Source organism: Solibacillus sp. FSL H8-0538 (assembly GCF_038003525.1).
Taxonomy (GTDB): Bacteria; Bacillota; Bacilli; order Bacillales_A; family Planococcaceae; genus JBBOPI01.
In genome coordinates this window covers 895,547-920,019 of sequence record NZ_JBBOPI010000001.1, presented here as the reverse complement: position 1 = coordinate 920,019, position 24,473 = coordinate 895,547, and the positions used below count along the sequence as shown (strand labels likewise).

Below are 24,473 nucleotides of genomic sequence, written 5' to 3'. Positions count from 1 at the left end.
CCACTCTCCTCTACTTACTATATGGGAAAGTGTCTGTCATGCCACAGTAAAAAACGTTTACAAAAGAAAAAATCCCTTTTGCAAATGTCTTTCTCATTGAATCAGCGAGGCTTCAGTCAATTTTTTCTCAATATAAACTTGGGTATAATAATTCACAAACGCACCTGAGCCAATGTGTGTGTATGCTTCGTCAAACATGACTTCACGATGATCTGTTGAATTCATCCAACCATGGACGACTTCGATGACATCCAAATAACCTGTAGCCAGATTTTCTGCAGATAACTCATATTCAATTTGTTGACTGTCTAAGCGATCCGTTAAGGAACCGTACGTTGGTGAATTGTGTGAGACAAAATTTTCTAAAAACATATCCTCACTATGTGCACTTGCAAGAAAGTTTAAACTATTAAGCTGCGTCAATTTAGGAAGATCCATCTTCGTGCGATACGCATTGACTAGATCTGCTAATTGATTGGCATTTGCTAAATTAATTTCCATTTGTAAAAAGCTAGATGGTGTTGGCGACTCGATTAAATCTCCTACAAATTGCAGTTCATACGGCTGATGCATCGCCAGTGTTTGACCATTCATAAAACGAATACCGCTCAACTTTTGCGACTCATAATCTATGTATAACTGTGCATAAACCCCTTCATATTCCACTAAAATTCGACTCTGCATATCCTCTTCATTCATACTAAACATATACACATTATCATCGACCTTTACTGTGACCTCTGACTCGAAAATCGTCATGCGATAAATATCATTGAGCGTTTGACCAATCGAATACGGCGCCACATCAATGGACTCCTCATTCGTATACAGTTGTGTTACGATCCCATCCCATACGCCAACCATTAAAAAATTCCCAGTTTCGTTATATACCCACCACTCATAACCATATGAAGTGATATCTATACGACTTGGTGTCCCGTAACGCGCTACGATCTCATCGCTTGAAGTATCAATTAGCGTAGAAATTCCCGTTTTAGGACGCGGGATTGCTTCCTCATCAAGGTCAGTATAATCCAATTTTGGAATTGCTTGTAACGTTTGATTCGGTCCTTCTAATAAGTCATACTCATTTTTTGCATCATTTGAATAATAGTAAATGATGCCAAGAAAAGTAGCCACAATAAGGATGCGGAAAAGTGTTTTCATTCGTACCTCCTTCTATACATTCTATTAGTTATAATTATAGCAATTGAAGTTGCCTTGACACAATGTTGTCATTGCAACAAAGGGCAATTTGCTCTATTATTAAAATTGAGCGTATACTTATGTACGATTTGCTAAAGGAGGATAAATCAATGTATTTTGAAAACACACAACTTGAAGAAGTTAAAGTTGATCAAGAAGTTCTTGCCACTGTAATGCGTAAATTCGGATTAGAATGTCACGGTGGATGGGATTATGACCGTATGACTTTTGACCGTCGTTTTGACGTACGTGAAGGCCGTTTCTATTTACGCGTGTTCTGTAACGCTGTATCTGGTGATGTAGGTGCTCACGATGCTACTTTAAACATTAACAAACCTGCAATAGGTAAATACTATTATCCACATGGCGTGGAATACGATAACGAAGTATTCCCAGCACACCTTGTAAAAGATTGCGAAGCCATTTTATCAAACGTTCGTAAAGAACTTACTGAATACGGCATTTAATCGTATTAAAAAAGCTGGACTGCCCAGCTTTTTTATTTTCACTACATATTAGAAAGGTATCCTTGGCTCAAAATAAGGGTGAGAGATGTTTTTCTTAACCAAATAAAAAGGCTTCCACGTTTCGATCAACAATCGAGTGGAAGCCTTTTTATTAAAAGCCTAATATCGCTTTAAATACAGAAGTTGTTTCTCCGCCTTCATAAATTACATAAAGAAGAGAATATACCATTACACCTGTAATCGCTACGAAAAACCAAATAATACTAGTAATCGGTCCAATTCTCCGGTGAATTTTTAAATTAGTTTTTAAGCCCGTTAAAATACTTACAATCCCAAACACGGCCCCTACTGTTGCTAAAGTAATATGGAACACTAAGAAAAATGTATAATAACCTTTTAATTCATCTGGTCCACCAAACGCAGTATTGCCGATAAAAACCGTACGAGAAGCGTAAATAATAAAGAAAATAAGTGCCGATACGCCTGCAGCTAACATTACTTTTTTATGTGCTTCGATTTTCCTTTTAAAAATAAGCCCCCAACCAATTGCTACTAAAACTGCACTGATTACGATGAATGCTGTACTAATTGTAGGTAATATAGGTACTCCCATTGACAATTCCCCTATCTCTTTATTTTATATTATTGAACTGTTGATTTCTTTTGGAATTCCCTTAATGCGTCTGCGGTAATTTCATCTTGGTTAGCACGCTCCGTATTCCACCATTTCCTGAATACTTTGAATAAAATAACCCCAAAAATAATTTCTTGGATGATTTTCATTAGAACGCCGCCCACTTGCTGATCTGAAACAAGACTCATGTTTGAAAACAACTCCGGACCAGATAATGACAATCCAGATAATGTGGAAGCTGGTACACAAAGCTCCATCGCCTTTAGCCACATTTCTGAATCACTATAAGTTCCATACAGCGGATGTGATGCAAAAATAATCAAAGCACATGCCGGTGTAATTAATACAGCATTTGCTGCAATATATCCAAGTTTATGAATATTTTTTAATTGATGTTGACCTTCAACATTATTCAATAATGGCCAATACATATTTACAGCTGATAAAAATAAAATAAAAGTATATAAGCCATGTAAAGTCTCGTCTAATTTAATCGTATCAAATACTGATGGCAAATGGTAAAAAGAAAATAAACCAACAAATAATAATATTGCAAAAAGTGGTTGGGTAAATACTTTCATTACTTTATTAATAAATGGCGCTTCCACAATGACCTTCCATACCCACGGCGGAATTCCTTTAATCAGGAATACTGGGACAAGAAGTAATAACAACGCCATTTGTACCATATGCCATGTAAACATAATATGTCCTAATAAATCAATCGGAGAACCTTTTACTATATATAAAGTTATCATCCCAATTAAGAAATAGGCTGCTTCACTTTTCTTTAATGGCTCACTTACTTGGAAATCTTTTCTCCAAGTTTTTGTTACTAGAAAATAAAGCACTGTTAAAAATACAATGACTCCCATTAAATATGGGCTCCATAATGCTTGAAAACCAAATATACTTAGCGGCATATACTCGTGCTCCTTTTAACTTCAGTACTACTATTATAGAGTTCTTACATAGTAACTTCAATGAACGAAGTATGACAATTGTGCTCAAGAAACATATTTTTGCTGTTGAATTATAAAAAAACCGTCTCTGGCTCAGCCAGAGACGTTTTTTTAAGTATTACCACCAAATAATAGTAGTGAACGCAACAAAGAATGTTAACGCGATGAATATACCGCTCCACATGAAGAATTCAATAACCCCGATCATGTGCATTTCTCGATCTTCCATATGCATGAAAGCATACAGTTGTAAAACTACTTGAATGCCTGCTAATAATAAAATTAGTGGCAAGATAAATGTAGCTGAGAAGCCAGCTACCACCGTAGTAAACGCAATGAATGTTAATAAAATCATAATCGCAAAGTTTACTACTTGTTTACGCATATGAACCTTATTATGATGACGGTCATATTCGTATTGTGCTTGTGTACGAGTTTCTACGTGAGCTTCTTGTGACATATTATCCCAACACTCCCATCAAGTAAACTACTGTGAAGATGAATACCCAAACAACGTCAATAAAGTGCCAGTATAGTGAAGCGATAAAGTACTTCGGTGCGTTGTAAAGGTTAAGTCCACGTTTCGCATTACGTGTGATTAATAAGATAAACCACACTAAACCGATAATTACGTGAAGACCGTGTGTACCTACTAGCGTAAAGAACGCAGAAGAGAACGCAGATTGAGTATAACCAAACCCGATGTGTACATAGTGGTTAAACTCATAAATTTCTAAGCCTAAGAACCCTAAACCTAAAATAACTGTAATTGCTAACCAAGTTTGCATACCTTTAAAGTTATAGTTCTTCATATGGTACATTGCATAAACTGACGTTAAAGATGACGTTAATAGTAACATTGTCATCATGAATGCTAGTGGAAGCTCGAATAAGCTTTGTGTTGAGAATTCCATACCAGCTGGACCTTTATTTTTAAGTGCTAGGTAAGTTGCAAATAGACTTGCGAATAGAACGACCTCACAAGCAAGGAAAATCCAAAATCCAACGACTTTATTTTTCCCTTCCTGTGTAGCTTGTTCCGGGTGCTTCGGCCAAGTTTGAGGAGTGTATTTAGTATTGAAATCCATTACTTGTTACCTCCTTTTTTACCTGTTGCACGGTAAGCAGCTAAATCTTTTTCGATTGCTTCGATTTCTTCAACATGCACGTGGAAACCGTGGTCATCTTTAAGAGAACGAATAATCATAGCCACAACAGTCATACCAAGACCAATTACGATTACCGGAATTGACCAAGATACGCCATCCGGGTGATACAGTGCACCGAATGCAGCAACAAATGTACCGATAGAAATTACTAACGGTAAAATTGAGTTGTTTGGCATATGAATTTCGCCTACTGGCTCAGCATAAACCATACCCTCTTTGTTACCTTCAGATTTTTCAATCCAATACGGGTCATATCCACGAACAAGTGGAGTTTGTTTAAAATTATAGAATGGTAGTGGAGTTTCCAATGCCCATTCAAGAGAACGACCATCTCCCCAGTAATCGCGACGATTAACTGGTTCTGATTTAATCGATAATAATACATTAATTACAAGTAAAACTACGCCTAGACCCATCATCATTGCACCAACAGTTGAGATCATGTTGAATAAATCCCAGCCTTGGCCGCCCATGTATGTGAATACACGACGTGGCATACCCATTAAACCTAAGAAATGTTGTAAGAAGAACGTTAAGTGGAAACCAATGAAGAATACCCAGAAAGTAAGTACGCCTAGTTTTTCACCTAAAGTACGGTTGAACATAATCGGCCAGTAGAAGTGTGCTGAACCGAATAACGCAGTTACGATACCACCTACGATTACATAGTGGAAGTGAGCTACGATAAAGTAAGAATCGTGTAATTGGTAGTCAAGAGGTGCAGTTGCTTGCATTACCCCTGTAACACCACCCGCAACGAATGACGGGATGAAACCAAGCGCATAAAGCATTGGTACTGTAACTTTAATTGAACCGCCCCAAATAGTCATAATCCAGTTAAATACCTTCATACCTGTTGGTACTGCGATAGCCATTGTTGCTACAGCGAAGATTGCGTTAGCAGTCGCGCCAAGACCCGTTGTAAACATATGGTGGGCCCATACCATGAAGCCAAGGAACCCAATTAAGATTGTAGCAAATACCATTGAAGAATATCCGAATAAGCGTTTACGAGCAAAAACAGGAATAATTTCAGAGAATAAACCAAACGCTGGTAGTACTAAGATATATACTTCAGGGTGACCAAAGATCCAGAATAAGTGTTCCCAAATAATTGTGTTACCACCCATTGTATGATCGAAGAAGTTTGCCCCGAACATACGGTCCACTAGCATTAGGAATAAACCAACTGTAAGTGGAGGGAATGCGAATAAGATTAATGCACTTGATACCATAGAAGTCCAAGTGAATAATGGCATACGCATAAATGTCATACCAGGTGCACGCATTGTAATAATTGTTACAAGGAAGTTGATACCTGAAATTAGCGTACCCGCACCAGAAATTTGTAAACCAAGTACATAGAAGTCAATACCATGACCTGGAGAGTATAAAGATAATGATGCATAAGAAGTCCAACCTGCATCCGGTGCTCCACCCATAAAGAATGATAGGTGAAGGAAAATAGCTCCTAGGAAGAATAACCAGAATCCTAGTGAGTTTAAGAATGGAAACGCTACGTCACGGGCACCAATTTGGAGTGGGACAATAGCATTCATAAATGCAAATAGCAATGGCGTGGCTGCTAAGAATAGCATCGTCGTACCATGCATTGTTAATAATTCGTTAAATAGGCCTGCAGAGATGAAATCGTTATTTGGGATCATTAACTGAACACGCATTAATAACGCTTCGAAACCTGCGATAGCGAAGAACAATGTACCAGCGACTAAATACATAATAGCGATTTTCTTATGATCGACAGTTGTTAAATAGTCCCATACATGTGCTCCAAAGCCCTTTTTCTTTGCGACAGAGCTCACAACTTTAACCTCCTTCAAAGTTTGTATCTAATTGTTAGATTATTTTTCTACTGATAGTGTCATTAAGTATTTGGCAATTGCATCCAATTCTTCTTGAGACATAGAATCGTATAAGGGCATTAAGTTTCCTGGTTTTAACTCGTCTGAGTTTTGTAACCAGTTTACTACTTCTGCTTCTGTATGATCTAAGAAACCAGCAACACGGTTACGATCACCGAAAGTAGCTAAGTTTGGCGCCATTGCACCACCAACACCAACACCAGACACTGCGTGACAGCCTAAGCAACTGTTAGCGAATGTTGCTTCACCTAGGTCCGAAGACTCTTTAGAAGCTACTTGACCTTCAGTCGCTTGCATTGAAGCTACCCATGCATCAAATGCAGTACGGTCTAAAGTTTTAACTTTGAAATCCATTAAAGCATGCGAAGGACCACAAAGCTCAGCACATTTACCATAGAATACGCCTTCGCCTTCGTTTAAGTCTTTCGATTCCTTACCGAATTCTAAATAGAATTTGTTTACGTTTTCAACGTTAGTATCCATTTTACCACCAACAGCTGGAATCCAGAATGAGTGCTTAACGTCAGCTGCTTTTAAATTGAAGTAAACTTTTTCTCCAGTTGGAACTACAAGCTCTTGTGCTGTAACAATTCCTTGTTCTGGGTACTCAAACTCCCACCAATATAATTTTGCAGTTACGTTTACAGTCAATGCAGTTTTGTTTCCATCTTCGTCTACTTCGTCCATTGCAGCAACATCTGCAAATTTATAAGTAGAGTTTAAAGTTGGAACAGCTAAGATAAGTAATAAAATAATTGGAATTACTGTCCAAATTATTTCAAGTGTGTGACTACCTTCCACTTGCTTTGGCATTGCGTTCTCGCCAACTCTTGAACGGCGGAACTTAAAGAAAGCAATTAAATAGATAACTGATACGACGATAACTACAAGTGTCATGATTGCAGTTGTGAACAGAAGAATGTTCAGTTGCTCTTTCCCTACTGCGCCTGCTGGTCTTAGTGTAGAAAGATAATCTTCTCCACATGCAGAAAGGAAAACTGTCATTACTGTTAACAGCGAGAATAAACGCCATTTTTTAAGCCCTTTCATCATAGCTTAATTAAACCCCTCTTTCTTTGTTGTATTTTCATGTGTAACCAGGACTACGGTTGTGATCTATGTGAATTCTTATCAAAGAAAGAATTCCTGCATTTAGTTTAGCTGAATACGGAAAAAATAATCATGGATACAAAAAGAATAGTCATATGATTCAAGGAATATATGAACATTTTGCTTGCCCACTTCATATCATCTTTCGTATTAAAGCCGCTAATTGCTAATACTAGCCACCCTACGTTAAGTACTGTTGCTAAAACAATAAACCCTGTACCTAATTCTAATAATAGAAATGGTAGAGGTAGTAAGGAAAGTACCCAACAGAGCATTGACACTTTCGTACGTTTAAAGCCCTTCACAACAGGGAGCATCGGAATATTTGCTGCGCGGTACTCCTCTGTCCGTTTCATAGCAAGTGCATAAAAATGCGGTGGCTGCCATGCAAACATAATAAGAAATAACGCAAGTGCGCCAAATCCGAGATTAGGCTCAACTGCCGCCCAACCAATTACCGGAGGAATTGCACCTGAAATACTTCCCACCACTGTATTGCTAACGTGTTTTCTTTTAGACCACATTGAGTACAAAACTACATAAGCTAAAATCCCTGCTAGTCCCCACATGCCGGCAGCGAGTGATGCCGTAAATAACAAAATTTCACCTACAATTAATAACGTGAGAGAAATTGTCAACACATGTACAGTCCTGAATCTGCCAGTTACTGTTGGCCTTGCTTTCGTTCTTTTCATAACTGGATCGATATCTTGATCTATGTAATTATTCAAAGCACCAGAGCCACCAATAATAAAAGCTGCTCCAAGCATTGTACATAATACCACATCGAAACGTTCTAGAAAGTGACCATTAGTGAACTGAAAAGCTAACCACATCCCGGTAAAAGTTGTCACTAAATTAGAATTAACGATTCCAATCTTTATGAGTGCGAGAAAATCTTTTAAGAAAGATGTCGTTTCCGGTTCAGTTTTTCTGGCAGTCGATATTGCACGACCGTTTGACATATTACCTCTCCTTTCATTTTTGTAAGCATATTCCGCTATCACAACTATATCGAAATTCGTCTATGATTTCTAGACGTTTCGTGAAATTTCGATGAAGTTTGGTAAAAAAGCATGTAACTAGCAAGAAATAGAAAACAACATATATATATTAATGCATTTTCCAATTAGAATTGTGAAGGTTAACGAACGAATTTATGAACAATTTGTGAAAAAGGAGAGACATCTATTATGGATATCCGGAATGAAGTTGTCTTTTTGGCATTTATTCGCTATCATTTAAAACTAGAGACGCTTTTTATGAGCGATGTTGATAGACAAAGTAGGTGGCTCAATTCATGCAACAAAAACATAGTAAATATTTAAAATGGTTTGCTGTTGCGGCAACAATCGGTATGTTGCTTATCCTCTTAGGCGGAGCACTCGTTACGAAAACAGATAGTGGATTAGGCTGTGGTCGAAATTGGCCAGATTGTAACGGATCTCTTATTCCTAAAGTAATTACAACTGAAGTATTGATTGAATTTTCACACCGCGTTGTGACAGGTGCTGTCTCTATTTTCATTCTGATTTTAACAGTTTGGACATGGCGCTCACTAGGACATATTCGTGAAGTTAAGTTTTTAGGCTTTTTAGCCATGTTTTTCCTAATAGCGCAAGCATTAATTGGTGCTGCACAAGTATTATGGGGACAAGGCGACTTTATTTTAGCATTACATTTTGGTATTTCTCTCATTTCTTTTGCAGCGGTGTTACTGCTTACATTGATAGTTTTTGAGGTTGATACAAAGTTTGATGCAGATAGAATCTATATAGGCGATAAATTAAAATGGCATACAATCGGTGTTACGCTTTATTCTTACATCGTTGTTTATACAGGGGCACTAGTTCGTCATACTGAAGCTAGTTTAGTATGTCCAGATTGGCCTTTTTGTCGTAATGATGAACCTTTTGCCATTCCGTACAATATGTACGAATGGGTACAAATGGGGCATCGTTTCGCAGTATTGTTAATTTTCATTTGGATTGCTTATATTACATGGCATGTAGTGAAAAATTATTCAAACCAACGCGTGATCTATTGGGGTTGGATTACCGCTTTCGTCATCGTTTGTCTACAAGTAGTAGCAGGTATGTTAGTCGTATTACTAAAATTGCAATTGTTTGTTGCGCTTATGCACTCATTGCTAATTTCATTATTATTCGGTTTACTCTGCTACATGATTTTGCTTGTATCACGAAGTAAGTAAATAAAAAGGTGAAATCTCGTTCTTGATTAAACGAGACTTCACTTTTTTTCGTTTGAGATAATGTACTTTCTTATCAAATGAAAAACCCGGAGAGCTTTTTGCCCTCCGGATTCTATTATTATTCTAATTCAATTAATAGGTCACCAGTTGAAATTGCGTCACCTGCTACAGCGTATACTTCTTTGACAATACCATCTTTCGGTGCTTGTACCGTTGTTTCCATTTTCATTGCTTCCGTAATTAACAAATGATCCCCACGCTTTACAGAGCTTCCTTTGTTCACAACGACTTTTAGTACCGTACCTGGCATTGTTGCACCAATTTGGTTTGGATTGGCTGGATCTGCCTTTTGTGCGATACTGCCATCCACTTCCACTGTTAAATCTTGAATAACAAGTTCACGAGATTGACCATTTAACTCAAAGTAAATAACTCGTGTACCGTCATGTTGTGATTCACCAATAGACACCAATTTAATAATTAATGTTTTCCCTTTTTCGATTTCAACTTCGATTTCTTCTCCAAGTTTTAAACCATATAGGAATGTTGGCGTATCTAAAACTGAAATATCCCCGAACGATTCCGCCGCTTGCGAATATTGTTCGAATACTTTTGGATATAATGCGTACGCTAATACATCTTGGTTTGTCGGTTTACGGCCGATTTTAGCCTCTAACTCTTGCTCTAACGCCTCGAAATCAATTAGAGCTAGTAACTCACCTGGACGCACTGTAATCGCTTCGCGGTCTTTTAAAATTACTTCTTGTAGTTCTTTTGGGAATCCGCCATGAGGTTGTCCTAAATAACCCTGGAAAAACTCAATAACTGAATCGGGGAAGTCGATTGTTTGACCACGCTCAATTACATTGTCTTCTGTTAAATCATTTTGCACCATAAATAAGGCCATATCACCAACTACTTTTGAAGAAGGTGTAACTTTCACAACATCACCAAACATTAAATTGACAGTAGAGTACATTGTCTTCACTTCATCCCAGCGATCGCCTAGTCCTACTGCTTTTGCTTGCTGTTGTAGGTTACTATATTGACCACCTGGCATTTCGTGTACGTACACTTCTGAATGCGGGCTAATCATGCCTGATTCAAAGTCTGTGTAGTATTTGCGTACATCTTCCCAGTAGTAAGATAAGCTTTCAAGTGATTCGATATCCGCACGTACTTCACGTTTTGAGCCTTTTATAGCATAGTAAAGCGAGTTTGCGCTTGGTTGTGAAGTTAAGCCTGCCATTGAACCTAACGCTGTATCAATAATGTCTACGCCTGCTTCGATTGCTCTTGCATATAAATAAATACCATTACCACTAGTATCATGTGTGTGTAAGTGAATCGGTAAGCTTGTTGCATCCTTCAATTCTGAAATTAAACGATACGCTGCTTCCGGTTTAAGAAGCCCTGCCATATCTTTAATTGCTAAAATATGCGCTCCTGCCGCTTCTAGCTCACGCGCCATGTCTTTGTAGTACTGTACTGTGTATTTCGCACGAGAATCGTCTAAAATATCACCCGTATAGCAAATTGCCGCTTCTGCAACTTTTCCTGAATTGCGAACTTCATCAATAGCTACTTCCATCCCTTTAATCCAGTTTAAGCTGTCGAAAATGCGGAATACATCGATTCCTGACGAAGCTGATTCTTTGATGAATTCACGGATTAAATTATCTGGATAGTTTGTGTAACCTACTGCATTTGCTCCACGCAATAACATTTGGAATAGCACGTTCGGTACTTGTTCACGTAATTTTTCTAAACGTGCCCATGGGTTTTCTTTTAAGAAACGGTATGCTACGTCAAATGTTGCACCGCCCCACATTTCTAGCGAGAAGTAATTATGCATTAGACGCGCTGTTTCGTCTGCAATTTGGAACATATCTTGTGAGCGCACACGTGTTGCAAGCAGTGATTGATGCGCATCACGGAATGTTGTATCCGTTAGCAGTACATCTTCCTGCGCTTTAATCCATTCGACTAAACCATCTGCACCGCGCTCATCTAAAATTTGCTTCGTACCTGGTGTTGGTGGTGTTAATAAATGAATTTTTGGCTTGTCTGGTTGTACGAAAATTGGTTTTGCTTTCTTTTCAACACCTGGGAAACCGTTAATTGTTACGTTCCCGATATAGTTTAATAGTTTTGTACCACGGTCTTTTCTTTCTGAGAATTCAAATAATTCAGGCGTCGTATCGATAAAGCTCGTATCGAACTGACCATTTAAAAACTTTTCATGGACAACGACATTGCCCAGGAATGGAATATTTGTTTTTACGCCACGAATACGGAACTCACGTAAGTTACGGTCCATTTTCGCTGCTGCTTCAGCAAACGTCATACCCCAAGTTGAGATTTTTACAAGTAATGAATCATAGTAAGGAGTTACAACCGCACCCTGGAAACCATTACCTGCATCTAATCGTACGCCAAACCCACCGCTTGAACGGTATACCATTAATTTACCTGCATCTGGCATAAAGTCATTTTTCGGATCTTCTGTCGTTACCCGCGATTGAATCGCAAAACCAAATAACGGAATATTTCCCTGTGCTGGGATACCAACTTCTTTTGAATGTAGTCCAAGCCCTTGCGCGACTTTAATTTGCGCATGTACAATGTCAATCCCTGTAATCATTTCAGTAATAGTGTGCTCTACTTGAATACGAGGATTTACTTCGATGAAATAAAATTCATCGTCAGTCACTAAAAACTCTACTGTCCCTGCATTTATATAATTCACATTACTCATAAGCTTCACAGCTGCGTCACAAATACGATTACGTAAATCATTTGAAATGGAATTTGAAGGAGCAATTTCTACTACTTTTTGATGGCGGCGCTGAATTGAACAGTCACGCTCATAAAGGTGTATAATATTTCCTTCTGTATCCCCTAAAATTTGAACTTCAATATGCTTTGGCTTCACTATACATTTTTCAACATACACTTCATCTGAACCGAAAGCAGCTTTTGCTTCTGATTTCGCGCGTTCATATGCTGAGGCTAACTCTTCAGGTTTTTGCACCATACGCATACCACGACCACCACCGCCTAATGCGGCTTTAATCATAATTGGATAGCCATTTTTTTCACCAAATTCTTCAACTTCTTCAATATTGGCTACAGGGCCGTCTGTACCAGGAATAACTGGAATATCCGCACGAATTGCTTGTTCACGCGCTTTTACTTTATCCCCAAACATGTCTAAGTGCGCAGATGTTGGTCCAATAAATTGAATGCCTTCTTCCTCACATCGACGTGCAAAGTCAACATTTTCAGATAAAAATCCGTAACCTGGATGGATTGCATCAACTTGAGCGTCTTTTGCAATAGAAATGATTCCTTCAATATCTAAATACGCATCGATTGGTTTTTTACCCACTCCGACTAGATAAGCTTCATCTGCTTTATAGCGATGGTATGCACCACTATCTTCCCGCGAATAAATAGCAACTGTCTTAATATGTAACTCATTACACGCACGGAAAATACGGATGGCAATTTCCCCACGGTTTGCAACTAAAATTTTATTGATTGACTTCATTTCTTCTCAACTCCCTATAACTTTTTTTTTCTAATTTGTAGTTAGTGGAAACGTTAATAAGTATCCCAATTGCTAGAGAAAGTAATACTATAGAAGTACCGCCATAACTAATAAAAGGTAGCGTTACTCCAGTTAACGGGATAATTCCCGACAAACCACCGAGGTTAATAAATGTTTGTAACCCTATCCAAGTAGAAATGCCCGTAGCAAGCATACGCGCTAACGGGTCTTTTGTAACCATTGCGATCCAAAAACCGCGTAGCACAATAAACCCTAGACCAAATATAACGATGGACACACCAAGTAAACCTAGCTCTTCTGCAATAATAGCCATAATAAAATCCGTTTGGGGCTCTGGTAAATACCCAAGTTTTTGAACAGATTGACCTAAGCCCTTTCCTTCTAAGCCACCTGAACCAATCGCATAATAGCCATTAATAACTTGGTGACCCGATCCATCAGAATATTCAAACGGATTTCGATACGATGTAAAACGCCCTAAACGACTCTCATTGAAAATGGAATCACGCTTTATAAGCAATAACACGCCGACAACTAAAGCCCCAAAGCCTCCTATAGTTGTCACTAATCGGCGTAGCGCACTCCCCTCCATGCCACTTGCAAATACAACAGACATCGCAATGACGAAGATAATACCTACTGCACCAATATCGGTTTCCAGCGATACACAACCTAAAATTAACAACCATATAAAAATTGGAAATTTAATATCTTCGGCCGTTAATGACTGAATCGAATCTTTTTTCAGACTTTTTTTATAAAAGGACCCTGCGAAATACACAATGACAAATAACTTCGCATATTCGGATGGCTGAAACGTTGTTAAACCAAAAAGATTAATCCAACTTTTGGAACCGGTTTGTTCTTTACCAATTCCATCAATTGTCAACCATATTTCTAGCACAATCATAACGATCATTAAGAAACCAAGTAAATACTTATTACTTAATCTTCGGTACGGCATAATTGCCGCGATGACAAACAATGGTGCTGCTACAAATAGTAAATTTAATAACTGTTTTTTGTAAAAGTAATCTGGACTTTCTTCTTCATACACGATTGCTACCATCATACTGGAACTATAAATCATTACTAATCCGAAAATACATAAAAATATATATGTAAAAAACAAAGGATAGTCGAAGTTCCGGAAATATAGCGCGAAATATTTTTTCATTTACTAAACCTCATTCTAGAAAAAAAACCCAAATCGCGCACGGCGTTTGAGTTTTCTTTTATTTGTCTGTATACGCTTCATGCAATAAAGATAGTTCTTTCTCTAATGAATCAAGAATTCCCTTCCCTTGCTCACGTTCAATTAATCCTAACTTAACAGCAAAATCTATTTCACGTGATAAGCCAAACATTTGTGTATCCAACACTTCTTCATATAATGGACATGACGGCATAGTCAAATTATCCATTTGAACTCTAATTAGTCGAGCAATTTTGTCTGCATCAACTGACAATAACTCTAAAGCTTTTTCCTGAAAGGAAGCTTGTGATTTCGTATCCATGAGGACGCCCCCATTATTTGATATTTCTTCGATTCTATCTTAATAAAGTTTATCTTTTTGCAAGTAAAATTGCAAGTGTCTTTGTATGAATTATCCTAATTCAATTATAATTCTTTCCCCGCATTATGGGACAGTAGAATTTCCCCCTAAGAACTTTCGGTGAATAGATGGTACTTAAAGTAAAATCAACTGTCCCTAAAAGTCCTATTGATCCAACTTCTACTAGGTCAAACAACATCGAGCAAAGTTTCACTTTATTAATTGTTTCAAGTGACGTTATAATGAAAGACGAGAATTAAATGAGGAGGACTGCGTTACAATGGAAACAATTATTCCAATTAAAGGTGCTGTCACATATCAATTAACTTTAGATCCAACAGTTTGGATTTTCGACGATCGTAAACTCGATCTTACTACATATTTCACTTCAACAAAAGAAGTGGTAGAAGACGAAAAATATTTACGAGAAATGGGTGCACATTGGTCACGTGAAATAATGGAAGGCGCTACTTTCCCTCCAACTTTAAAAACAGAGCGTAAATTCGATCGCAAAGGGCTGTTGACCGGTACATTCGGCATCGAGATTAAACCATTCTTAAACAATGCACAAATCTTACCTACAGCTACAGAGGTTGTGTTTGAGTGTCAAGATGGCACGGAACATGTATTTTCAATTGAAGAAGCGTCTACAATTATTTTTAAATATAGCCAAGATGGCAAGCCCCTTGTAGAGGATGGTCCCGTGCACATTCTATTCGCAGATGGTTCAAATGTTGAAAATCCAATTAAAAGTGTGGCAGCAATTCGCATTCAATAGGAGGAAAATCGATGCGTGTTAAATGTGTCATTTGTGATGTGATAAATAATTTGGAAGACGATTTACCATTAGCAAAAAAATTGCGCAATCGTCCGATTCATACGTATATGTGCACTCCATGTCAGACGCGTATTAGCGAAAATACGGATACACGACTAGCTACTGGAAAATTCAGATTTTTCCGCACTTCTTCAAAGCTTGATGAGGAATTTTAAATGATTAAATGATAAAAAAATTGTATGGCTAAAATCAGGGCGAGGAAAATTACCCACGTAATATATTTTCGCGAATTGTAAAAATCATCGGATTTGATATACAACTTATTTGAAAATAAGTTGTATGTTAATTTCGTCTATATGAGTGTTCATTAAGAAAATATACTCCCCTTTATAAAAAATCCTTAGAAAGACACAACTCACCCTAAAATCAGGCGAGTTGATGTCCTTACTTATGTGGATCGGAAAGTTATACTTGCTTCTCCACTAAAAAGTGGCATTACCGAATGCTACAAAATTTTGTCTAATAGCAAAGGCTGCACCAAAAGTGAGAAATCCACTTTTGGTACAGCCCATTTTTTGCACATATATTGGTTTTAGCCATTTTTTATTAGCGTTTTTTCAAGCAATTCCACTACCTGGTACATAATCGAAGCAAATATCGCAATGATCATTAAAGATAATAGCACCAGATTAAAATTAAACACCTGGAAGCCATAAATAATTAAATAACCGAGTCCTTTCGATGAAACCAGAAACTCACCAACAATAACACCCACCCAAGCAAGCCCTACATTTACTTTTAGTGTCGAAATAATTGTTGGAAATGAAGCCGGTAGTATAGCTTCCTTAAACATTTGAAACCTTGTCGCATTAAAGGTTTGTAGCACTTTCAAATAGTTTGGATCTACACCTTTAAATGCTGTATAAATGACGATTGTTGAAATGATTACTGAAATAATAGCACCCATTGTAATAATGGATGTCATACCAGGTCCCATGACGACAATTAAAATTGGGCCAAGCGCCACTTTTGGCATTGCGTTTAGTATAACAAGATATGGATCTAACACTTTCGAAAGCATTGGAGACCACCATAAAATTGTAGCTAAAACTGTTCCTAAAAAAGTCCCGATAATAAATCCGAGCACGGTTTCAAATAATGTAACATTAATATGAGGTATTAACGTGCCATCCACCATTTTTTCTAGAAATAAACCCCAGATTTTCGTTGGGGAGCTAAAAATAAGTTGGTCAATCCAATGCAAGCGAGAAGCAATCTCCCATATTCCAAAAAAAACGATTAAAATCAACAATTGAAAAATTCGAATCAAGCGTTTTTCTTTAATAAGCGCCTTTTTATATTCGTTATAAAGAAGATTCATGTTCAAGGGCTTCCATCTCCCCCCAGATTTTTTGGAAAAGTGTGGAGTAGCTTGCTTGAGCACGTGTTTCAAATGGCGTTAGTTCCCTTAAATTCTCAGGTACTCGAAATGTTTTGTACAATTCCCCTGGTTTTGATGAGAACAAGAAAATTCGATCACTCATCGCAATTGCCTCACCAATATCATGTGTGACAAGAATTGCGGTCTTTCCATATTGCTTTAGCATTTTCGAAACTAAATCCTCTAAATTTAATTTGGATTTATAATCAAGAGCTGAAAATGGCTCATCAAGTAATAATATTTTAGGATCTACAGCAAGCGTTCTTGCAAGCGCAACCCTTTGCCTCATGCCTCCTGAAAGTTCACGCGGATACCTTTCTTGTACATTTGGCAACCCCACATCTTGAAGTAATTTGCTAGCTACTTCAAGTGAACTTGTTTTCTCTTTTTTCAAAATAGTTAAGCCGAGCATAACGTTCTCCTCGACTGTTTTCCAGGGAAAGAGATAGTCTTGCTGCAGCATATAGCCAATGGACAAATGGTCATCCCCTAAAACTGGCTGGCCTTCTATTAATACCGTCCCCATAGTAGGAGTAATTAACCCAGCGATAATCGATAATAGTGTTGTTTTGCCACAACCACTAGCCCCTAAGAAAGAGACAAATTCTCCTTTGTCTATTGCTAAATGAATATCTCTTACCGCTTCAGTTGCCGCTTCAGTGGAAAAATACGTATGATGTACGTTGCTGACGGTTAAAAAGCCCATATTACTTCGATACTTTCTCGGCAAACGACGTATTTACTAGCTCGTTATAATCCATTCTTTTTGGTAATTCCCCTGCTTCATCCATCACATCTTGTAAGTTATTCCATTCTTCCTCGTCTAAAATCGGATCACGTGCATACGATCCTTGTGAGCGATAGCGTTCAACAACTGTAGCAATTAACGCTACATCCGTATTCTCAAAATACGGCTGAATTACCTTAGCAATATCCTCCGCACTATTTTCATATACCCAATCTTGCGCTTTTTTTATAGCTCTCGTAAATTTCTCGTACGTTTCGGCATCATTCTCGATATAACTCGCTTTTGTCATAAATGTTGTGTATGGTAAATGGCCTGATTCTGTACCAAATGAGGCAACAATATGACCAACTCCCTCTTTTTCAAAAACACTTGCAGTCGGTTCAAATAATTGAACATAATCGCCCGTTCCAGATGCAAAGGCTTACGGATACAAAAAACACTACTATTTACAATAGCTAACAGAAGTAATTTACTTTTATCGTTATAATTTTATTGTAGTAATTCATAAACGCTTACATATGTGGTATTAGTTCTTTTATTTATGGTTTTGTTTTTTATTAATCTAAAGCGCCAGGTTAGTTGAAGAATGTTGTTTATCTTGCTCCACAATCGGGCCAGATTATTGAACGAAAATTTTCAAATTGTAATCATTAATTAGTTACAAAGGAGGTGTAAAATTGGAAATCGAACAAAGATTGTATGAAGCAGCTATAGAGTTAATTGAAAAAAAGATATCCTACTGGATGGGGTGGTGCAGCTGCAATGTTTACTGAAGATGGTAAAATACTAATGAGTATTGCGCCAGAAGTAATCAACGCAGGAACAGAATTATGTATAGGAATATTGGTAATCTTTAAACAATTATACAGGGAAAGACTTTTTGAGGAAACGGGCTTAAAAATAGATGAAGGATATTGGAGAATTGGTTAATAAGCTTAGAGAAACGACTTTAATAAGTCGGTTTTTTTTTACATAGAATAAAAAATAGGAAAGAATCAAAAAAAGTAATATAAAATAGGAAATAAAAGGGATTAGAGTGCTTCATAGAGGGGGAGAATGTCATTAATAATCAATTAAAAATTGAATTTGCAGAAAATGTATATTCAAATATAAAGACTGCAAAACACCATATATATATACTACAACAAGGTAATAGAGTGGAATTACTCTTTAATAAGGATATTTATGATTTTAATCTTAAAGAAATGGAACAGTTATTAAAATCATATAATCTATCAACAGAAGAAAGCATTAGAACGCGTTTATCTTTACTTAAAAGTTATATTAACTATTGCGTCGAAATGGAATTTGCAAAATTTAACCTATTGGGAAAATCCATGAGTTCGCAATGGATCAAAAGTTTAGTTCCTCCGCATAAACCTTACTTGTTGGATAGTGAATTTGAAGAAATTATTGAAAAATGTATAAATCCTCAAGATTCAATTATCCTGCAATTATTATTTGAAGGAGTTGGCGGTGATAGGTTTTCAGAACTTCTAAATTTGAAAATGGAAGATGTAAATATAGATAAAAATATGCTGAAACTAAATGATAATGGTGAAATAAGACATTTAGTGGTTAGTGAGAAATGTATTGAATTAATCTTAAAGGCGAATGATCAAAAACAATACTTCTTAAAAAACGGAACTTCAGAAGCAAAAACCACTGTTTTTCCTCTCATAGAAAGTGAATATGTTATTAAAAAGATAAAAAAAGGAAGGCACAAAGAAGATATAAATCCAAACAGTGGAAGATTCTTAATTAGTAGAAGAATCGAATCTTTAGCAGATATATTTGGCTTTCCAGAAAAAAAACCAAACTATATTGTAGATTCTGGTAAAGTTGCTTTGGCTAAAAGTATTTACTTGAAAGACGGTCTTTTTAATGAAAAAAAAGCATTAACTGAGATTATATTTAGATTTAATCTAAAACAACAAACACAATCTAACGGAACGAAAAGCTTTCCTACTAGACTTAAAAGATTTACTAATGAACAATTAATGAGCGATTTATATAACTTGAATTTTGAATTTAAACCGTTTAAATTGCTAGATTCAAGTTTAAAAGATAAAGAGAATGTGAATCAAGCAGTAAAAAGAGTTAGACAAGGCGAGTTTAGGGATCGAATATGCTTTAATTACCTAGAAAAATGTGCAATTACTAATGAGTCAATTAAAGAGGTTTTGGAATCAGCGCATATCCAAGGATACATTAACGAGAAAAGCCATCATCCGCAGAATGGCATATTATTAAGAGTCGATTTTCATAAATTATTTGATGCGGGACTAATAATAATCAGTGATAATTATGAACTTCTAATTTCATATAAAGTTGAATCGGATTATTACCGGTCTTTTGATAAACAGAAAATCAGATTACCAATAAATAAGGATTATCACCCTTCGCTTGATGCACTAAAGGATCATAGGGAAAATTTTAAAGAAAACTTTTAACTAAAATTGAGCGGCTTCTAAGTCGCTTTTTTATTTCGTCCAATAAGTATAAACATTATCTATTGTTTATATCAAACTGTTACGGATAAGAATATATCCAGATTGCTTTAAGATATTTCTAAGATGAGAAGTCCAATCCCTGTAGAAATCCATTTCAAATTCGTATTCCATATGATTTAACATTCCTCCCCCATGAATTATTTTAAGAAAAGTGCTTTATTTAATTATAGGGCCATATAATTGAACAACATTTTTTGTTCCCAAAACGTAGGTGGAACTTTGTAATCTCAAAAGTTATAACACTTTAGGGGTATAAAAAAACCACCTCTATTAAAGGTGGATGAAACTGAACAAGAATTTACTCTATATAGTCAATTAACTTTGCAGGAACTTGTTCAAAAACATAAAGTTCTGGGTTATTATAAGGCTTATTTTTTAAAAATTCTTCAAGAGTGTTCATACTTGCCCAATAATTTTTCATTAAATCTTCCTTTGAAGGTAATCCTTCAACAATACGCCCATTGCCACCATCATAAATATCTTCAATATAAGCAAATAAATCACTTGATATATCTCTGTTAAAAACTAAAATTTTATCACTAAACAATGGAAATCGATAGTGAGGAATATCATACTCTTCCAAACCTGCACCGAAAGCAACTTTAAAATCAACCCATTTCGGTAAATTTGCGGGTCTGAAACGGATAGTTAGTTCTGGAAATAAATTACCACTATTGCCATACCATTTTGTAGCCGTCTTACGATTTAATCCTTCCTTTAAAACGATTTCGGGGCTTATATATACACCGAGATCATCATTTCTAATAATCACATGATACAAAAACAAACGAGTGCCTCCTTTCCTTAAATAAAATCCTAAAAATTCTACAATTAAACTACTGGGTTATTTTAATAAGCAACTATTTACTACCATTATTTTACCATTTCTAATACGTATAGGGAAACTAGAACTTCAGAAGTGGCCTTGTCGATTATATTAAAGAAGAAATTAATCCGTATGATACTGTACTCCAAACGAGAAATTAAAGATCTGCAGTTAATAAGATTGTTGCAAGAAAGTTATAAATTGGACACTGGAGAAGCTTTTTCTACCTAAGTAAATTGAGGTTTTAGTAGAATAACTGAGGAACGGTTTTGCAAACATAGCATTTTTAAATGTTCCACAAACGGGCGCGATTCTGAAATAAGAATCAGCGCTTGTTTCCATTAAAGGGCAATATAATTGAACAACATTTTTTTATGGGGTAGTGTCAGAAAAGATTCAGATTTCACCGATAAGAAATATGTTATACAAGTTTTTATGCAAATTAAAGAACAAGCCCAGCAAATATAAATGCTGCTGCATCAACTGTTTGCGCCATTTGTATAAAAAGCTGTATAAACAATAGTCATCGTAAAAAGGCACGAACGTTAACAATGTTTGGGGACGTTTTTAAAATAACTGTTTTAGGAAGGTTATTTATTCAACAGACCTACTACTCTATATTTTATTTTTAAAATACCTACACTCGGGCGCTTTAATTGAATATCTGAATATCGGAACAATGATAAAAGGACTTAGTTCGCAGAAGCTAAGTCCTTTTACTTTGTGAAATGATTGCTAATTATAAAGTCAATTGAAGTGATAATTAGCATGTTAATTTGATACTAATTTCAATGCTATTTCAAATGTTTGTAACAGATGAATATTGCGATCTTTTGGTGTTCAGAAACATTATCTGTACTAAAAAATTCTAATCAAATTTCCCTTCAAAGTAATCTGATAACCATATATTTAGTTCAATTTCTATTTCATTTTTCCCTAAATAAACCTTATTTATTATTCTTGAGAGCATTGCTTTTTTTAGATCATCATCTGCTTCATTAAACTTTTGCTTCCAATTTTCTAATTCATTTGCCAGATAATTCACATCCGAATAGTTCTCTCTCTCTTTTTCCAATTCTTCTTTCAAAGAATTTAATTGTGATAACTTTTCTTCTATTTGCTTTTCTATTGCATTAATGGCTCCAGATAACTGTTCAGCAGTAAAAGAACTCTCCCCGATTAAAGTCTTCCCAATTTCAAGGTTTAATTTTTCATGTTGCTTTGTTAAATGTAAATATTCTTTTTCTAAATTATGAACACTCCGTTCCTTTAGCTTTAGCAATTCTGCTTTCATATTTTTGCTTGTATCAAGAAAGGATCTCAATTCAAATTGTGATAAGATAATTTTTATCTTATTAATAATTAGTGTATCGAATTTTTTTCCACCCCAGATATTTTGTTGATGATCACAATATAATTTACCTTTATTTAAAGGACATTTATATCGGTAAATGGTGTTTTTATAGTATCCCTCTTTATTATTATATTTTAACTTCCTATATAAATAATTAGAGGTTAACTTTGAACCACAATATTTGCAGTATGCCAAACCTGAAAACAGCAATTTCCCTGTTCTTGGTATATCTGATTTGTCTTGTTCTTTAATATTACTACTCCTATTATTTCTTATTTGTTCAGCTTGACTAAATAACTCATCTGGAATAATTCTTAACCTTTCGTTAAACGGCTGCATTCCTCCTACAGCATTTTTATATCTCTTTAAACCAATGTAAATTGAATTTGATAATATTCTCTGTATGGTACTCACCACAAAAACATTACCGTCTCTATTTCGATATCCATTTTCATTTAAATAATCAGCAATTTTTCTATAACCCATATGTTTGTTTACATATAATTTATAAATCAACTTAATCATTTCAGATTCATCTTCATCTGGTACTAATTCTTTAACTCGACGTTCTCTAATTTTCCAGTGTTGCTCAGCTGTTTCAACAATTTTGTATCCAATTGGTGCCGAGCCACCTTGAAAATAGCCTTGTTCACTTAGCTGTTTCTTTGCTTCTTTTACCCTAATTGAAGTTTTTTGACTTTCTCCATCCGATTGCCAAAAGCTTATATAATTTAGAAGCTTATCAATATGAGATTCAATTTTTCTTTGGCCCTCTTTTACAGACCAGACCTCAATATCGTTCTGAATTAAAAAATTTACCATTACTGGTGTTTCATCTTCTCTTCTACCTAAACGATCGAACATGAAAACCAAAAGTACGTCAAATTCTTTATTTAATGCGCCATCTTTTAGTATGGCCATTTCATCTCGTTCGTTTACTGTTTTCTTCCAACCGGATACTCCTTTTTCGTATAACTCATTTGTTATTATCCAATCAGGTTTGTTTTTGATGAATTCATGACAAGAATTCCTTTGCATCGGTATATCATCATCTATACTTACTTGTTGTTTCTTAGATACTCGATAAAGACACCAAACTCGTTTCATTTCCACACACCCGTTTCATTCGCCTGTTAAGTTAAAAAAAGAGATATTTATAATATCTCTAAGAAAAACGTTTTTAATGCATTTTTTGCTTCTTTTCTTTTTTCACGGTCTTTGGTGAATTTTAAATGTATTTTAACTTCATTTTCTGAAATATCCTTTAAATAATCAAAATTATCATCTGGTTTGTGGAGATACGTTACTCCACCTATGTCAATTTTACCCAACGATTGATGATGAATTACTTCCTTCATAATAAATCACTCCGATGTTATGGGGTGTTAAAGTGTATTCGTTTTGAATCGATAATATTAGTCATTTATTTACATTGGAATGACTCATAATAACGCTTAATTCAACACCCTTTTTAATTCTTTTAAAAAAGAAAAACCCCATAGAAGGTTTTACACAATTTTGTGTAAAACCTTCTATGGGGTTTTCCCTTATCAGTTATTTAGTTGTTCATATTAAAACTTTATAGTGAATTCTGTTATTCCATTTCTTCTATGCTGTTAACTTTTGATTAAATAAACTTTTTCGTAGACTTTAGGAATATTGTCCAAATAATCCTTTTAAATTTTACTTCCTGTTGGAATTGAATATAGCTGTTCAATTGAGTTTACACGATAATACATTACTGCTTTTAGTTGATGGATCATTTATACATCTTCCTTTCGCAAAAAAAACGCAGTAAGACTAGATCCACAAATTAATAATGTGGATTTAGTTCCCGCTGCGGTTTTCGCTTATTTTGGGGTTCTACTATTCGATTGGATATTTCTTAAATCATTATATCTTTGTATTTTTATATTTTAAGCCTCTTAAAAAAATTATTATATTCTAAGTTTAAAACTTCGGTTTTTTGACCATAAATACATTATAGCTTTCGGTTTTAAGGCCATCGAGGAATTCCAAGATGGTTAGGGAACCGAATGA

At 35.8% G+C, this 24,473-nt stretch carries 21 protein-coding genes and 2 pseudogenes; 6 read left to right on the top strand and 17 right to left on the bottom strand.

Annotated features, from left to right (window positions below):
• Nucleotides 1-93 precede the first annotated feature (93 nt).
• Complete coding sequence (locus tag MHH87_RS04165; RefSeq protein ID WP_340748068.1) at nucleotides 94-1,167, bottom strand: CAP domain-containing protein; 1,074 nt, start codon at nucleotides 1,165-1,167, stop codon at nucleotides 94-96.
• A 149-nt stretch (nucleotides 1,168-1,316) separates the two neighbouring features.
• Between MHH87_RS04165 and MHH87_RS04160 the strand changes: the two genes are divergently transcribed.
• A complete protein-coding gene (locus MHH87_RS04160) occupies nucleotides 1,317-1,673 on the top strand; it encodes a YugN family protein (protein WP_340748067.1) in 357 nt (118 codons plus the stop codon).
• A 151-nt stretch (nucleotides 1,674-1,824) separates the two neighbouring features.
• Here MHH87_RS04160 and MHH87_RS04155 read toward each other — a convergent pair whose 3' ends face one another.
• The 7 genes from MHH87_RS04155 to cyoE all read right to left on the bottom strand — a co-directional run bounded on the left by MHH87_RS04155 (nucleotide 1,825) and on the right by cyoE (nucleotide 8,396).
• Nucleotides 1,825-2,286 carry a DUF420 domain-containing protein gene (locus MHH87_RS04155; RefSeq protein ID WP_340748066.1) on the bottom strand — a complete coding sequence of 154 codons (462 nt, stop codon included), beginning with the start codon at nucleotides 2,284-2,286 and terminating at the stop codon, nucleotides 1,825-1,827.
• Nucleotides 2,287-2,315: 29 nt separating this feature from the next.
• The gene (gene ctaG / locus MHH87_RS04150) at nucleotides 2,316-3,230 is read right to left on the bottom strand and encodes a cytochrome c oxidase assembly factor CtaG (protein WP_340748065.1); all 915 of its coding nucleotides are present in this window, start codon (nucleotides 3,228-3,230) and stop codon (nucleotides 2,316-2,318) included.
• A 157-nt stretch (nucleotides 3,231-3,387) separates the two neighbouring features.
• A complete protein-coding gene (locus tag MHH87_RS04145) occupies nucleotides 3,388-3,729 on the bottom strand; it encodes a cytochrome C oxidase subunit IV family protein (RefSeq protein WP_340748064.1) in 342 nt (113 codons plus the stop codon).
• Nucleotide 3,730: 1 nt separating this feature from the next.
• Nucleotides 3,731-4,357, bottom strand: coding sequence for a cytochrome (ubi)quinol oxidase subunit III (locus tag MHH87_RS04140; RefSeq protein ID WP_340748063.1), 627 nt, complete (start codon nucleotides 4,355-4,357; stop codon nucleotides 3,731-3,733).
• Nucleotides 4,357-6,261 carry a cbb3-type cytochrome c oxidase subunit I gene (locus MHH87_RS04135; protein WP_340748062.1) on the bottom strand — a complete coding sequence of 635 codons (1,905 nt, stop codon included), beginning with the start codon at nucleotides 6,259-6,261 and terminating at the stop codon, nucleotides 4,357-4,359. The genes MHH87_RS04140 and MHH87_RS04135 overlap by 1 nt, the downstream gene beginning before the upstream one ends.
• Before the next feature lie 39 nt (nucleotides 6,262-6,300).
• Nucleotides 6,301-7,374, bottom strand: coding sequence for a cytochrome c oxidase subunit II (gene coxB / locus MHH87_RS04130; RefSeq protein WP_340748061.1), 1,074 nt, complete (start codon nucleotides 7,372-7,374; stop codon nucleotides 6,301-6,303).
• 104 nt (nucleotides 7,375-7,478) lie between these two features.
• Nucleotides 7,479-8,396, bottom strand: a complete 918-nt coding sequence (cyoE, locus tag MHH87_RS04125; protein WP_340748060.1) for a heme o synthase — start codon at nucleotides 8,394-8,396, stop codon at nucleotides 7,479-7,481.
• A gap of 335 nt (nucleotides 8,397-8,731) precedes the next feature.
• Between cyoE and MHH87_RS04120 the strand changes: the two genes are divergently transcribed.
• On the top strand, nucleotides 8,732-9,643 hold the full coding sequence (locus MHH87_RS04120) for a COX15/CtaA family protein (RefSeq protein WP_340748059.1): 912 nt from the start codon (nucleotides 8,732-8,734) through the stop codon (nucleotides 9,641-9,643).
• Nucleotides 9,644-9,761: 118 nt separating this feature from the next.
• Here the strand turns inward: MHH87_RS04120 and pyc are convergent, their stop codons facing one another.
• From pyc to MHH87_RS04105, 3 genes are read right to left on the bottom strand one after another with little or no spacing between them, the layout of a single operon-like run.
• The gene (pyc, locus tag MHH87_RS04115; protein ID WP_340748058.1) at nucleotides 9,762-13,196 is read right to left on the bottom strand and encodes a pyruvate carboxylase; all 3,435 of its coding nucleotides are present in this window, start codon (nucleotides 13,194-13,196) and stop codon (nucleotides 9,762-9,764) included.
• On the bottom strand, nucleotides 13,180-14,394 hold the full coding sequence (locus tag MHH87_RS04110) for an FtsW/RodA/SpoVE family cell cycle protein (protein ID WP_340748057.1): 1,215 nt from the start codon (nucleotides 14,392-14,394) through the stop codon (nucleotides 13,180-13,182). Before MHH87_RS04110 ends, pyc begins: the two co-directional genes overlap by 17 nt.
• Before the next feature lie 58 nt (nucleotides 14,395-14,452).
• Nucleotides 14,453-14,734: a YlaN family protein gene (locus MHH87_RS04105; RefSeq protein WP_340748056.1), complete on the bottom strand. Its 282-nt coding sequence runs from the start codon at nucleotides 14,732-14,734 to the stop codon at nucleotides 14,453-14,455.
• A gap of 319 nt (nucleotides 14,735-15,053) precedes the next feature.
• Here MHH87_RS04105 and MHH87_RS04100 point away from each other — a divergent pair, with 319 nt between their 5' ends.
• The gene (locus MHH87_RS04100) at nucleotides 15,054-15,551 is read left to right on the top strand and encodes a peptidyl-prolyl cis-trans isomerase (RefSeq protein WP_340748055.1); all 498 of its coding nucleotides are present in this window, start codon (nucleotides 15,054-15,056) and stop codon (nucleotides 15,549-15,551) included.
• Nucleotides 15,552-15,562: 11 nt separating this feature from the next.
• Nucleotides 15,563-15,766, top strand: a complete 204-nt coding sequence (locus MHH87_RS04095; protein ID WP_340748054.1) for a YlaI family protein — start codon at nucleotides 15,563-15,565, stop codon at nucleotides 15,764-15,766.
• Nucleotides 15,767-16,143: 377 nt separating this feature from the next.
• On the opposite strand, the gene MHH87_RS04090 is transcribed toward MHH87_RS04095, so the two are convergent.
• The 3 genes and pseudogenes from MHH87_RS04090 to MHH87_RS04080 all read right to left on the bottom strand — a co-directional run.
• On the bottom strand, nucleotides 16,144-16,932 hold the full coding sequence (locus MHH87_RS04090; protein ID WP_340748053.1) for an ABC transporter permease: 789 nt from the start codon (nucleotides 16,930-16,932) through the stop codon (nucleotides 16,144-16,146).
• Nucleotides 16,916-17,698: an ABC transporter ATP-binding protein gene (locus MHH87_RS04085; RefSeq protein WP_340750875.1), complete on the bottom strand. Its 783-nt coding sequence runs from the start codon at nucleotides 17,696-17,698 to the stop codon at nucleotides 16,916-16,918. The genes MHH87_RS04090 and MHH87_RS04085 overlap by 17 nt, the downstream gene beginning before the upstream one ends.
• A 1-nt stretch (nucleotide 17,699) precedes the next feature.
• A pseudogene (locus MHH87_RS04080) lies at nucleotides 17,700-18,161 on the bottom strand (ABC transporter substrate-binding protein); the annotation flags it as partial.
• A gap of 256 nt (nucleotides 18,162-18,417) precedes the next feature.
• On the opposite strand from MHH87_RS04080, the pseudogene MHH87_RS04075 reads away from it, so the two are divergent.
• Together MHH87_RS04075 and MHH87_RS04070 are read left to right on the top strand one after the other, a co-directional pair.
• A pseudogene (locus MHH87_RS04075) lies at nucleotides 18,418-18,577 on the top strand (cytidine deaminase); the annotation flags it as partial.
• A gap of 206 nt (nucleotides 18,578-18,783) precedes the next feature.
• Entirely contained in the window at nucleotides 18,784-20,193 is a 1,410-nt protein-coding gene (locus MHH87_RS04070) for a phage lytic cycle repressor MrpR family protein (RefSeq protein ID WP_445683115.1), read from the top strand.
• A gap of 358 nt (nucleotides 20,194-20,551) precedes the next feature.
• Here the strand turns inward: MHH87_RS04070 and MHH87_RS04065 are convergent, their stop codons facing one another.
• From MHH87_RS04065 to MHH87_RS04055, 3 genes are all read right to left on the bottom strand, one after another.
• The gene (locus MHH87_RS04065; protein WP_340748051.1) at nucleotides 20,552-21,040 is read right to left on the bottom strand and encodes a hypothetical protein; all 489 of its coding nucleotides are present in this window, start codon (nucleotides 21,038-21,040) and stop codon (nucleotides 20,552-20,554) included.
• A gap of 907 nt (nucleotides 21,041-21,947) precedes the next feature.
• Entirely contained in the window at nucleotides 21,948-23,540 is a 1,593-nt protein-coding gene (locus MHH87_RS04060; protein ID WP_340748050.1) for a recombinase family protein, read from the bottom strand.
• 47 nt (nucleotides 23,541-23,587) lie between these two features.
• Nucleotides 23,588-23,791 carry a hypothetical protein gene (locus MHH87_RS04055; protein WP_340748049.1) on the bottom strand — a complete coding sequence of 68 codons (204 nt, stop codon included), beginning with the start codon at nucleotides 23,789-23,791 and terminating at the stop codon, nucleotides 23,588-23,590.
• Nucleotides 23,792-24,473 lie beyond the last annotated feature (682 nt).